General features: G+C 71.5%; 11 protein-coding genes. 2 read left to right on the forward strand and 9 right to left on the reverse strand.

Going from position 1 to position 12,438, the window contains the following annotated elements:
- Positions 1 to 330: 330 nt before the first annotated feature.
- The gene (locus IE275_RS04595) at positions 331 to 2,169 is read left to right on the forward strand and encodes a phosphoenolpyruvate carboxykinase (GTP) (RefSeq protein WP_189707792.1); all 1,839 of its coding nucleotides are present in this window, start codon (positions 331 to 333) and stop codon (positions 2,167 to 2,169) included.
- A gap of 174 nt (positions 2,170 to 2,343) precedes the next feature.
- Here the strand turns inward: IE275_RS04595 and IE275_RS04600 are convergent, their stop codons facing one another.
- The 5 genes from IE275_RS04600 to IE275_RS04620 form a co-directional block, all read right to left on the reverse strand.
- The gene (locus IE275_RS04600) at positions 2,344 to 2,946 is read right to left on the reverse strand and encodes a hypothetical protein (RefSeq protein ID WP_189707794.1); all 603 of its coding nucleotides are present in this window, start codon (positions 2,944 to 2,946) and stop codon (positions 2,344 to 2,346) included.
- Positions 2,933 to 4,480, reverse strand: a complete 1,548-nt coding sequence (locus IE275_RS04605) for a vWA domain-containing protein (RefSeq protein ID WP_189707797.1) — start codon at positions 4,478 to 4,480, stop codon at positions 2,933 to 2,935. Before IE275_RS04605 ends, IE275_RS04600 begins: the two co-directional genes overlap by 14 nt.
- The gene (locus IE275_RS04610; protein WP_189707799.1) at positions 4,477 to 5,652 is read right to left on the reverse strand and encodes a toxic anion resistance protein; all 1,176 of its coding nucleotides are present in this window, start codon (positions 5,650 to 5,652) and stop codon (positions 4,477 to 4,479) included. Before IE275_RS04610 ends, IE275_RS04605 begins: the two co-directional genes overlap by 4 nt.
- 12 nt (positions 5,653 to 5,664) lie before the next feature.
- On the reverse strand, positions 5,665 to 6,729 hold the full coding sequence (locus tag IE275_RS04615; RefSeq protein ID WP_189707801.1) for a hypothetical protein: 1,065 nt from the start codon (positions 6,727 to 6,729) through the stop codon (positions 5,665 to 5,667).
- 141 nt (positions 6,730 to 6,870) lie between these two features.
- Positions 6,871 to 7,299 carry a GtrA family protein gene (locus tag IE275_RS04620; RefSeq protein ID WP_189707803.1) on the reverse strand — a complete coding sequence of 143 codons (429 nt, stop codon included), beginning with the start codon at positions 7,297 to 7,299 and terminating at the stop codon, positions 6,871 to 6,873.
- Positions 7,300 to 7,394: 95 nt separating this feature from the next.
- Here IE275_RS04620 and IE275_RS04625 point away from each other — a divergent pair, with 95 nt between their 5' ends.
- Positions 7,395 to 8,441, forward strand: coding sequence for a glycosyltransferase family 2 protein (locus IE275_RS04625; protein WP_189707805.1), 1,047 nt, complete (start codon positions 7,395 to 7,397; stop codon positions 8,439 to 8,441).
- Positions 8,442 to 8,481: 40 nt separating this feature from the next.
- Here the strand turns inward: IE275_RS04625 and IE275_RS04630 are convergent, their stop codons facing one another.
- From IE275_RS04630 to IE275_RS04645, 4 genes are all read right to left on the reverse strand, one after another.
- Entirely contained in the window at positions 8,482 to 9,741 is a 1,260-nt protein-coding gene (locus tag IE275_RS04630; protein ID WP_189707807.1) for a glycosyltransferase 87 family protein, read from the reverse strand.
- A gap of 53 nt (positions 9,742 to 9,794) precedes the next feature.
- Entirely contained in the window at positions 9,795 to 10,394 is a 600-nt protein-coding gene (locus IE275_RS04635) for a tetratricopeptide repeat protein (RefSeq protein WP_189707809.1), read from the reverse strand.
- 181 nt (positions 10,395 to 10,575) lie between these two features.
- The gene (locus tag IE275_RS04640; RefSeq protein WP_189707811.1) at positions 10,576 to 11,013 is read right to left on the reverse strand and encodes an SCO4983 family protein; all 438 of its coding nucleotides are present in this window, start codon (positions 11,011 to 11,013) and stop codon (positions 10,576 to 10,578) included.
- A gap of 102 nt (positions 11,014 to 11,115) precedes the next feature.
- Positions 11,116 to 12,327: a pyridoxal phosphate-dependent aminotransferase gene (locus IE275_RS04645; RefSeq protein WP_189707813.1), complete on the reverse strand. Its 1,212-nt coding sequence runs from the start codon at positions 12,325 to 12,327 to the stop codon at positions 11,116 to 11,118.
- Between the last annotated feature and the right edge of the window lie 111 nt (positions 12,328 to 12,438).

The following is a 12,438-nucleotide window of genomic DNA, read 5'->3' on the forward strand; positions in this document are numbered from 1 at the left end:
ATCGTACCTACGGAACCGTAAGTTACGGATCAGTGCGAGCCGATGAGGGGCGAAGAGTGGCCATCATCTCACGCGGATGCCCGCCCGCCGGGCCCGGGTTCACCCCAAAGAATCTTCAGACGAACGCCAAGCGGACGCAAAGAACACGCGTTATGCGTGGCGATCCTCACTCTGCTCACCTGTGATGCCTTCTGGACAGATGGGCGCGAGCGTCGGATGATCAGATGAGTGCGGTCGGCACCGGATGAGCGCCGAAGATCGAAACCGTCAGCATCCGGGCCGCAGCCCCCACGGGGCCTCCAACAAAAAACCCCTCATCTAGGAGCAATCGTGGCGCGCGATATCGCGGCTCCCTCCGTCATCCCGACCAACCACCAGGAACTGATCTCGTGGGTCGACGAGATCGTCGAGCTGACCCAGCCGGACAGCGTGGTCTGGTGTGACGGATCCGAGGCCGAGTACGAGCGACTGTGCGGGGAGCTCGTCGAGAAGGGCACCTTCCGGAAACTCGACCCGATCAAGCGCCCCAACTCCTACTACGCCGCTTCGGACCCCACCGACGTCGCCCGGGTCGAGGACCGGACGTTCATCTGCTCCGAGCAGGAGCAGGACGCCGGCCCCACCAACCACTGGAAGGACCCCGCCGAGATGCGGGAGATCTTCGCCGGTGAGAAGGGCCTGTTCCGCGGCTCGATGCGGGGCCGCACGATGTACGTCGTCCCCTTCTGCATGGGCCCCCTCGGCTCCCCGCTGTCCGCGATCGGCGTGGAGATCACCGACTCGGCGTACGTCGCCGTGTCCATGCGTACCATGACCCGCATGGGCCGCCCCGTCCTGGACGAGCTGGGCGAGACGGGCTTCTTCGTCAAGGCCGTGCACACCCTCGGCGCCCCCCTCGCGCAGGGCGAGGCGGACGTGCCCTGGCCCTGCAACACGACCAAGTACATCTCGCACTTCCCCGAGAGCCGCGAGATCTGGTCCTACGGCTCCGGCTACGGCGGCAACGCCCTGCTCGGCAAGAAGTGCTACGCCCTGCGCATCGCCTCCGTCATGGCCCGCGACGAGGGCTGGCTGGCCGAGCACATGCTGATCCTCAAGCTCACCCCGCCCCCTTCCACCTCCGGCCGGGTTGAGTCCAAGTACGTCGCCGCCGCCTTCCCGTCCGCCTGCGGCAAGACCAACCTCGCCATGCTGGAGCCCACCATCTCCGGCTGGACCGTGGAGACCATCGGCGACGACATCGCCTGGATGCGCTTCGGCGAGGACGGCCGGCTGTACGCCATCAACCCCGAGGCCGGCTTCTTCGGCGTCGCGCCCGGCACCGGTGAGCACACCAACGCCAACGCGATGAAGACGCTGTGGGGCAACTCGGTCTTCACCAACGTGGCGCTCACCGACGACAACGACATCTGGTGGGAGGGCATGACGGAGGAGACCCCGGCCCACCTCACCGACTGGAAGGGCAACGACTGGACGCCGTCCGCCGACGCCCCGGCCGCCCACCCCAACGCCCGCTTCACCGTCCCGGCCGCCCAGTGCCCGATCATCGCGCCCGAGTGGGAGGACCCCAAGGGCGTCCCGATCTCCGCGATCCTCTTCGGCGGCCGGCGCGCGAGCGCGGTCCCGCTGGTCACCGAGTCCTTCGACTGGAACCACGGGGTGTTCCTCGGCGCCAACGTGGCCTCCGAGAAGACCGCCGCCGCCGAGGGCAAGGTCGGCGAACTGCGCCGCGACCCCTTCGCCATGCTGCCGTTCTGCGGCTACAACATGGGCGACTACATGGCCCACTGGATCGACGTGGCCAAGGGCAAGGACCAGGCGAAGCTGCCGAAGATCTACTACGTCAACTGGTTCCGCAAGAACGACCAGGGCGCGTTCGTCTGGCCCGGATTCGGTGAGAACAGCCGCGTCCTGAAGTGGATCGTCGAGCGCCTCGACGGCAAGGCGGACGGCGTCGAGACCCCGATCGGCGTCCTGCCGACCAAGGACGCCCTCGACACCGCCGGCCTCGAACTCGCCGCCGACGACCTCGACTTCCTGCTCACGGTCGACAAGGAGATCTGGCGCGAGGAGGCCTCCCTGGTCCCCGAGCACCTCAACACCTTCGGCGACCACACCCCGAAGGAACTGTGGGACGAGTACCGGGCGCTGGTGCAGCGCCTGGGCTGAGGCCCGCCCCGCAAAGACTCCGCGGCCGGCACGGATGTGCCCTGACCAGTGATCGTCACGGCCGGCCGCGGTGCAGACCGGCGAGGTCCCGCACAACGGCGTGGGGGACCCTGGGCCCGTCGCCGCGCTCCCGTCCGCCCCGACGGGAACGCGTCGGCGGGCCCTCGCCCGTTCCTACCGGTTGCGGTCCTCCAGATACCGGGTGTGCGACTCCTGCCGCCGCGCCTCGGTCTCCCGCAGCCCCGCCACCAGGCCCTCGGCCTCGTCCTGGAGCAGCGCCAGCTGCCGCTCCAGATGCCGCTCCGGCGACTCCTGCCCCGGCGCCAGCCGCGTCCACCACCGCGTCCGTACGAACGTGTCGACGGCCTCGGGGACGTCCTGCCGTACGGCCCGGGACAGCACATGGACGCCCTCCGGGTCGTGGGCGAGCAGTTCGGCGGCCCAGCCGGGGTCGAGCAGCGCGGCCAGCAGTTCCGTCAGCTCGGTGAGCCGGCCGGCCGCCGCGGGCGGCAGGTCGACGTCCGCCAGATAGCCGCCCAGGCGGGCGAAGTCGGCCCGCACCTCCTCGAGCCGCGCCGACGGGTCGGCGAAGGCCGGCAGCGGCGGCCGCTCCGGCGGGGCGATCAGCGCGCCCGCGCCGTACAGGCCGACGACCACGACGGGCCAGTACGGGCCCGCCGCTCCCGTGAAGGTCAGCACCAGCCCCGCCAGCCCGGCCGCGCTGCCCGCGATGTTCTTGCGGGACTCCAGATACCCGACGAACCTACTGGTAGCCACGGATCTCCTCGAAGGCGCCGTCCAGCGAGCCCTGCCGGGCGTCGAAGAGCCGGCCGCCGGTCAGCTCGGCGATGTGCTCCAGCTCGGAGCGGTCGGAGTCGCCGAAGAGGATGGGGAAGACGGGGATGTCCTGTCGTGCGCCGCTCAGCTCGCGGTAGAAGTCGTCGAAGTCGCCGGCGTCCGCCCCGGCGGTGTTCTCGCCGTCGGTCATCAGGACGATCGAGGTGAACGTGTCCCGGCCGGTGCCCAGATGGTCGTACGCCTTCTCCAGCGAGGTGTAGATCGCGGTGTCGCCGTCGGCCTCCAGCTCCTTGGTATCCTCGCGGATCGCGGCGAGGCCGGTCTGAGGATCCGAGGGGCTGACGACATGGGTGCGGACGCTCTTCACGTCCGAGCCGAACGGCATCAGGGTGACCTCCTCGCGGTCGCGGAAGTCGCCGGTGAGATCGCTGAGCGCATCCTTCAGCCCTTGCAGCCGGTCGCCCTCCATGGAGCCGGAGGTGTCGAGGACGTACACCGTCCGGGACGGCCGGCGCAGTTCGTTCTCGTACGCGTCGAGCAGACCGTCGGCCACGGAACGGGTGCCGGGGAAGGGCAGTTCGCGCCGCCGGGTGGTGTCCAGTCCGGCCGCGGGCGGCACCGAGGCGACGACCGGGCGGCGGTGGGTCCGGGTGGTGATCAGCCGCTGGACGGCCGGGGTGCGCAGGGCGTCCGCCACCCGCTTGACGTTCGCGCGGGTGCTCGCGTCGGTCGCGGCGAGGGAGGAGAGCGGGTAGTCGGCGGTGACCACACCGTCCTTCGGCCGGATCACGGTCAGGCCCGGGATGCCCTTCAGCACGGACTCGTAGTTGAGCAGCGCGTCGACGTCACCGCGCCGCCGGTAGGCGCTCGCCAGCCAGCCCGAGGAGCCCGAAGTCAGCTTCTGCCCCGTGAAGAACTCCTTCAGCCGCGGGGTCGCCCTGGTGACGTCCGCGTCGGTGAGCGCCGACTGGGCGCCGGAGAGCGCCGAGGCGACCGAGATCAGGGTGGCGAAGCCGGAGTTGGAGCGGGCCGGGTCGGTCATGCCGTAGGTGAGCCTGCCGTCCGCCACGGCCTGCTCGATCCGCGCCCAGGTGACCTGCTCGGGCTTCCAGCCGAGCGCGTCCAGCTCCTGCGTCTTCACGCCGAGCGCGACCGGGCTGGACATCACCGGGGTCTCGGAGACGACCTTCCGCGCGACGTCCGGCCGCAGCCGCAGATAGTCGTTGGAGGACAGCCACACGGCGTCGTAGCGCGCGTCGGCGCTCTTCTTCGCCAGCAGGTTCACGGCGTCCAGGGTGCCCATGTAGGTGGGCCGGATCGTGACGCCGGTGTCCTTGCGGACCTGTTCCCACACCGGTTCCATGTCGGCCAGCTCGCTGGAGGCGAGGACCCGCAGGGTGCCCGGCGCGGGGGCGGCGGGGTCGTCCGGCCGCTCCTCGCCGGTGCAGCCGGTCAGCAGGAGGGCGAGCGCGGTCAGGGCGAGCAGGGGCCGCCGCGTTCGGGGCCGTCTCATCCGAGGCCCCCGTCCAGGGCGCCCCGCGACCGGCTGCGCTCCAGGTAGGTGCTCGCGCCCTGGAGTTCCGCGGTCAGGCTCTCCACCGTCGCCGCCATCGCCTCGGTCGCCTGCACCTTGTAGGTGTCGATGGCGTCGAGGGTGCGGTAGATCTGCTGGAACGCCGAGCGCAGGGTCTCGGCGCCCACGGCCGGGTCGGCGGCGATCCGCTGGATCTCCCCGCTCTGCGTGGCCAGCATCTCCGCGTTGCCCCGGATCAGGTCCTCGGTCGTCCCGCGCAACGCGTTGACCTGCTCGATCACCTTCTTCTGGTTGTCCAGGGCGGAGGCCAGCATCACGGAGATCCGCAGCGCCGAGACGGTCGTGGTGGCCGCCCGGTCGACCCCCTTGATCAGCTCGTCGTTGTTGCGGCGTACGACGTCCATGGCGAGGTAGCCCTGCGCGCACACCGCGAGCTGGGTGAGCAGGTCCTGGTGCTTCTGCCGGACGGGGAAGAGGACGTCGGCGCGCAGACTGTCGGCGCGCTCGGGGTCGCCGCCCCCGACGCCGGTGATGTGCTGCTCGACGGCCGTGTCCAGGGCGCTGGTCAGGACGACGTACTCCTGGAGCTTGCCCATGGTCTCCCAGAGGCGGACCCGCTCGGTCTGCAACGCGGCGTTGTCGCGCCGCAGTTCGTCCTGGCCGCCGCGCAGCGAGCCCACGATCTTGTTCAGCGTGCCCTGGGCGGAGGCGTACTTGGCGACGTGGTCGCGGAGCTTGTTGCCGCCGGGCAGCCGCGACAGGAACTTGCGGCCCTTGTCGGCGGGCAGGTCGCGCGGGTCCAGGTCCTCCACCACCCGGCGGAGTTCGACGAGCGAGCCCGCGACCTGCGACTGGGCGTCGCCGCCCTTGCCGGGCAGGCTGCGGACGGTCCGCTCCAGCATGCGGTTGGACTGCGCGGCGGCGGTGCGCATCTCCCCCGCGCCGAGCGCGGTGATCTCGCCGACCTTGCCCGCGAACTCGGGCGAGCGGGCGTCCAGGCCGGCGAGGCCCTCGACGTACGCGGTGGCCTTGGCGGCCATGTCCGTGCGCACCCCGTCGTCCACGGGGACCAGTCCGCCGGCCTTCTCGCGCGGCACGGCGGCCACGGGCTCGGGCGGGGTGAGGGTGAAGGTGTCGTCGCTGGTGCTCATGTGCTGTCCCCCTTATCCGCGCGCCCGTCGCGCCAGCTCGTGCAGCACCTTCGAGGTGGGCACGGGCGCCTGGCGGACGCCGGTCAGTCGCTGCTTGAGATAGGTGCCGGCCGACGCGAACTCGGCGGCGTCGCCCTGCGGGCGGAATCCGTGCCGGACCTCCAGCTCGCGCAGCCGCGGGTCCGCGGCCAGGAGCGCGGCGAGCGCCTTGCCGTTCTCGGTCAGCGGTACGGCGGTGTGGTCGCTGTTGACCGTGGTGTCCGGGTAGAGGACGACCAGGTCGCCGGGCTGCTGCCCGTCCGCGAGGAGGGAGGCGACCTGTGACTCGTAGACCAGGACGAGCGGGTTGCCGGCGCCGCTGACGAAGTCCCGGAACGCCGCGTCCGTGCTGGACTGCTGGGCGCCCTGCACGCTGACCAGCTTGTTCAGCAGCGGCCCGGTCTTCGCGACCTCGGCGTCGCTCGCGACGACCTTGCCGCCGTTGGCGACGTAGGAGGCGGCCGCGAGGTAGAGGGCGCCGGAGTTGGAGGTCTCCGGGTCGGTGCTCGACAGGTACAGCGTGCCCGTCAGCTCACCGTACTTCCCGGCCCCCTTCAGCTGCTGCCAGGTGCGGTCGGCGCGGGCCGCGTCGAGGTAGGCGCCCATCCGGAAGGTGCCGCGGTGCTCGGCGTCCAGGGCGGCGAGCCCGTTGCCGGCCAGCACCTCGGCGGCGTTCTTGTGCGCCACGACGACCAGCGGCGAGTAGAAGGGGCGGGGGAGGGTCCCCGTCACCCGGTACTTGGCCGCCAGCTCCAGTGCCGGTGCCTGGCTGGAGGGCAGGGCGAGGTCGTACCCCTTGAGGTCCAGTCCTTCCATGGCCCAGGACCCGGAGGTCTCGGCCTGCACGGTGTAGCCCTTGGCGGCGAGGGCCTTCACCACGTCCGGATCCGCGAAGAACTCCGCCTTCTCCGATCCGATCACCATCCGCACGGTCTTCGTTGCCGTGCCCGAGTCCTCGTTGTCCCGGCCCGCGACGACGGCGACCACCACACCCGTCATCAACAAGGCCGCGAGGACGATTCCCACGATTCGTCTCACGGGGGCAGCGTGCTCGCGGAACCCCACGTTCCTGGGTGGGCCGGGTGAACGGGCGGTGAAGGGGGTGACCCGGAACGCAACGGGAGCGCCCGGCTCCCGTCGGGCCGCGGCGGACGGCCGGTCCGCGCGGCCGCGAGCGGGTCACCGCGGGGCGAACACCCACTGCCGCAGCAGGAGGAACCGCACCGTCGTCGCGGCGCCGTTGGCCACGATCAGGGCGCAGATCTCCACCCGCGGCGCGTCCGAAAGGATCCGGTGCGCCAGGGCGAGCGCGCCGCCGCTCAGCGCGAGCCCGACGGCGAAGGCCACCAGGCCCTGGAGGTGGTGCCGGGCGGCGCCCGCCGTGCCCCGCACCCGGAAGGTGAACCGGCGATTGGCGGCGGTGTTCGCCACGGCGGTGACCAGCAGCGCGATCAGATTGGCGGCCTGGGCGTCGAGCACCGGCCGGAGCAACGCGTACAGCCCCAGATAGGCGACGGTGGACACCGCGCCGACGACGGCGAACACCGGCACCTGCCGGGCGGCGGCCCCGGCGGTGCGGGGCGCGTGTGTCTGGACGCGCTGAGCCATGGGGACACTGTACCGTAAGTGATCAAATCTTACTTAAGGTGAGCAAATCGGGTGCGTTTGCGCCCGCCCGATCCAGGATGGGCTGGGACCGCCGAATGATCGATGTGAGCCCCGACCCGACCGACCGGTGCGAGCCGTCGGTCGCGTTGTCGGTCGTGATTCCGATGTTCAACGAGGAAGAGGCGCTGCCGGCGCTGGTGGGCCGGCTGCGCCCGGTACTGGACGGGACCCAGGAGACGTACGAGGTCGTCGCGGTGGACGACGGCTCCACGGACGGGACGGCCGTACGGCTGGCGGGACTGCGCGCCGACTGGCCGCAGCTGCGGATCGTCCGGCTGCGGCGCAACAGCGGACACCAGGCCGCGCTGACCGCCGGTCTGCACCACGCCCGCGGCTCGCACGCCGTCAGCCTCGACGCCGATCTCCAGGACCCCCCGGAGAAGATCCCCGAGATGCTCGCCCTGGCCCGCACCCGGCAGCTCGACATCGTCTACGGCGTCCGCGTCAACCGCTCCAGCGACACCGGCTTCAAACGCCGCACCGCCGGCCTCTACTACTGGCTCATGCGCCGCCTGGTCGGCCCCCATGTCTGCGCCCAGGCCGGTGACTTCCGGCTGCTGTCGCGCCACGCCCTCGACGCCCTGAAGGCCCTGCCCGACCAGCCGCAGGTGTACCGGCTGCTCATGCCCTGGTTCGGCTTCCCCAGCGGAGAGGTCACCTACCGGCGCGAGCCGCGGGTCGCCGGCCGCACCAAGTACCCCCTGCGCAAGATGATCCTGCTGGCCATCGACAGCGTCATCGGCTTCTCCGTCGCCCCGCTGCGGCTGGCCGTCTGGCTCGGCACCCTGGCCTTCCTCGTCTGCCTCGGCATGCTCGCCTACACCCTGGCCGTGTACGCGGCGGGCGACACCACCCGCGGCTGGACCTCCCTGATCATCGCCGTGCTCTTCATCGGCTCCGTCCAGCTCGTCTGCCTGGGCGTGCTCGGCGAGTACATCGGGCGCCTCTACACCGCCGCCCAGCGACGCCCGACCTACTACGTCGCCGAGGACACCGCCGCCGCGTCCACCCCCACGGCGGGCGTCCCCTGGCCGGGCCCACGCCGCGACCCGGGGCACCGGCCGGACCTCCTCGGCGGCTAGGCCGTGTCCGCAAAGTCCCGTCTGGCTCGGCCGTGTCCGGTCACACCGGGGCCGGCTCGGCCGTGGTCCGGTCGGCGGACGGCCGGGCGGGCACCGCCGGCGCCTGCGGTCCGCGGCGCAGTTCACGGGTGGTGGTGCGGACCAGCGCCAGCAGCGCCAGCAGCATCAGCGCACCGTGCGCCGGCATCGACAGATACGGCGCCAGAACCGCGGAGTTGCACTTCAGATAGCTGCCGAACGAGGCGAGCTGCACCAGCACCGGTACGTACCAGAGCCGCCGGGGCAGGGCGAACGCGGCCACCGCGGTGAGGACGTCCGCGACGTAGAAGTACCGCTCGTGCATCGAGGGCAGCAGGAAGGGCACCACGGTCGCGGAGCAGGCGGCGAGCAGCACGATCCGGGTGTCCGTGAGGTGCTGCCCGCCGGGCCGGGCGCGCCGCAGGGACCACACCGCCGCGGCGGACAGGAGCACCACCAGCGCTCCGGCGATCAGCACCCCCGCGCCGCGCACCGCGTCCGTGTCACCGGGCACCGACACGAACTCGTAGACGGAGGGCGCGTTGACGGACAGCAGGCGGTACGTGTTCGTCTGCCGGGCGTAGACCGTCAGCAGCCGCCACGGGTCGGCGCCGAGCGCGAGGGCGGGCGCGGCGAGGGCGAGGTAGGCCGCGGGAACGGCGAGCAGGCTGCGCCACGGCACCCGTCCCACCAGCACCAGGACGAGGAGGAACGGGAAGAGGAAGACGGCCTGGAACTTGAACGCCAGCGCGATCCCGAAGAACGCGCAGGCCCACCACGGCCGGTGGCACAGCACCTGGTGGATCCCGCCGACGAGGAACACGGCGTAGACGGCGTCGCACTGCCCCCACCACCCGCTGTTGGTGACGACGGTGGGCAGGAGGAGCACCACCGCGGCGGCGCCGAAGCCCGCCCACGGGTGGGCCGGCCGCAGCCGGGCCACGATCCGCAGGGCGTAGTACGCCATCGCGAGGTCGGCCAGGACCGAGATCGCCTTGATGCCCGTCAGCGCCGGCACCGGCAGGTAGGTGAGCGCGGCCAGCAGGTAGAGGTAGGGGACGTTGTAGTCCGAGAAGCCCGGGTCGGCGAGGGCGGCGAACCCGCCGTGGCCGGCGATGTGCTGGTACCACGGCCGGAGGAAGATGCGGTAGTCCGCCGACTCGCCGGGCAGCAGGAAGACGCGGGCCGCCAGGGCCACCGCCACGACGGTGTACGCGGCCAGCGCCTTCACCGTCGGGTCGGCCGTGCGCGGGCGTGGCTCCTCGGCGGCTGTGTCGGGCATTCCGGACTCCGTTCGGGTCGCGCTCGGCAGGCGTGGGGGATCGGCCCGAGGGGCTACTCGGGCGAGGAGCCCAGGGAGTTCCGGAAGGCTTCCGGTACCTGGGAGCGGATGGAGGGATCGGCCGCGACGGCACGTCGGAACTCGTCGAGGGCGTCCCGGCCGCGGTGCTTGCCCGCCCAGATCTCCCCGAGATGCAGATGGGCGGCGGCGTCCTGCGGGCTCACGCCGATGACCCGTTCCAGGAGTCCCATCGCGCGGTCGGGGTCGCCGGATTTCAGCAGGAGTGCCTCGTTGAAGAGAGCCGCCTGGAACGACGGGTCGATCTTCAGGGACTTCTCGTAGGCGTTGCGGGCCTCGGCCGTCCGGCCGTCGTCGTGGGCGATGACGCCCAGGTTGTACCAGGCGAACTTGTTGCGCGGGTCGAGTTGCAGCACGCGCCGGTAGGTGCGGGCGGCGCCCTCGAGGTCGCCGTATCTCTGTTGCGCGATGCCGGCCTGGAGAAGGGAGTCGGCGCTCGGGGCCGTCGCCCGCGCCGCCGGCCGGGTGCCGGACTCGGGGGGCGCCGTCGCGTAGGAATGGACCGCCCACGCCATCAGTGCGGTGGCGGCCGTGGCCGTACCGCCGAGCACCACCAGCCATTGCCTGCGTTTCACCGTGCCGACGTTACGAGGCGGGGTGCGGAAGCCGGGGCCGGGCGGCGGTGCGGGGCGCGCGGTCCACCCGAATGCAGGGCGGGCGGCTCAGCCGCCCCGGGGGCGGCGACGTTCATGGCGCCCGGTCCGCGCGTCGCTGCGGGTGCACGCGGACCGGGGCCGTTCGGGGACCCGGGAGGGGTCAGCCGGCGGTGGCCGTGAGTCCGGCCTCGGCCAGCGCGGCGGCGTGCGCGTCCATGCGCTGCGCCGCCAGGATCGCCGCCGTCGTGTCCGCGCGGGACGCGGCGACGACCAGGGCGCGGCCCGCGAGGGAGTGCGCCCGTTCGTGCAGTGCCGTGCGGTGGGGACGGTCCCCGCCGGGGGTCACGGACCGGACCGGCGTCCGTCCTCCCCGCAACCTGCTGACCTGCTGCGCGAGGCGTACGGCCGCGTTGTCCAGGTCGGCGGACGGGGCCGGCTCACGCAGCTCGTCGGTCACGGCGAGCAGCGCCGCGAGATGACCGGCGAGCTGGATGTCCAGCTCCTCCTCGCGGGTGCGGTGGGGGAAGTCGGAGGTGATGCCGGCCCTCGTGTGGACGGACCCCTTGCGGGAGGAAGGGGTGCGGATCGGCTCGTACATGAGGAGGGCCTCCTGTGCTCTGACAGGAAGCCATCCTAGCTTAGATCTCGTCTAAAGTTGAGCCGTTCACAGGAGTGGACCACCGCTCCACGCAGGGTGATGTCAGGGCTGGCCGTAGCCGTCCAGGAAGCGGGCGATACGGCCCACCGCGTCCCGCAGGTCCGTCGCCGTCGGCAGGGTCACCACCCGGAAGTGGTCGGGCTCGGGCCAGTTGAAGCCGGTGCCCTGGACGACCATGATCTTCTCCTGGCGCAGCAGGTCCAGGACCATCTGCCGGTCGTCCTTGACCTTGAAGACCGTCGGGTCCAGACGCGGGAAGAGGTACAGCGCCCCCTTCGGCCGCACGCACGACACCCCCGGGATCTGGGTCAGCAGCTCGTACGCCGTGTCCATCTGTTCCTTGAGCCGCCCGCCCGGCAGCACCAGGTCGTTGATGGACTGCCGCCCGGTGAGCGCGGCCACCACGCCGTGCTGGCCCGGCATGTTCGCGCACAGGCGCATGTTCGCCAGGATCGTCAGACCCTCGATGTAGGAGTCGGCGTGCGCGCGCGGGCCGGAGACGGCCATCCATCCGACCCGGTAGCCGGCCGCCCGGTACGCCTTCGACATGCCGTTGAAGGTGAGGGTGAGCAGGTCCGGGGCGACCTTCGCGGTCGGGGTGTGCGTGGCGCCGTCGTAGAGGATCTTGTCGTAGATCTCGTCGGAGCAGACCAGCAGGTTGTGCCGGCGGGCGATGTCCGTCAGCCCCTGGATCATGGCCTCGTCGTACACGGCCCCGGTCGGGTTGTTGGGGTTGATGATGACGATCGCCTTGGTGCGGTCGGTGACCTTGCGCTCGACGTCGGCGAGGTCGGGCATCCAGTCGGACTGCTCGTCGCAGCGGTAGTGGACGGCCGTACCGCCGGACAGCGACACGGCGGCCGTCCACAGCGGGTAGTCCGGGGCGGGGACGAGCACCTCGTCGCCGTCGTCCAGCAGGCCCTGCATCGCCATCACGATCAGCTCGGAGACGCCGTTGCCGATGAAGACGTGCTCGACGTCCGTCTCGATGCCGAGGGTCTGGTTGTGCATGACGACCGCCCGGCGCGCGGCGAGCAGGCCCTTGGCGTCGCCGTAGCCGTGCGCCGTGGAGACGTTGCGGAGGATGTCCTCCAGGATCTCCGGCGGGCACTCGAACCCGAACGCCGCCGGGTTGCCGGTGTTGAGCTTGAGGATGCGGTGCCCCGCCGCCTCCAGGCGCATCGCCTCCTCGAGAACCGGGCCCCGGATCTCGTAACAGACGTTGGCGAGCTTGGTCGACTGGATCACCTGCATGTCTGGGAGCTTACGGCGCGGTAACGCTCCGTGGGGCGTGTTTTCCACCACGTGAGACGTGCACTTTGGGTGGATTTCGCCGAGGGCTGTCCCCGCGGCCGTCCCGTCCCT

This window comes from Streptomyces phaeofaciens, from assembly GCF_014648915.1.
GTDB classification, from domain to species: Bacteria; Actinomycetota; Actinomycetes; order Streptomycetales; family Streptomycetaceae; genus Streptomyces; species Streptomyces phaeofaciens.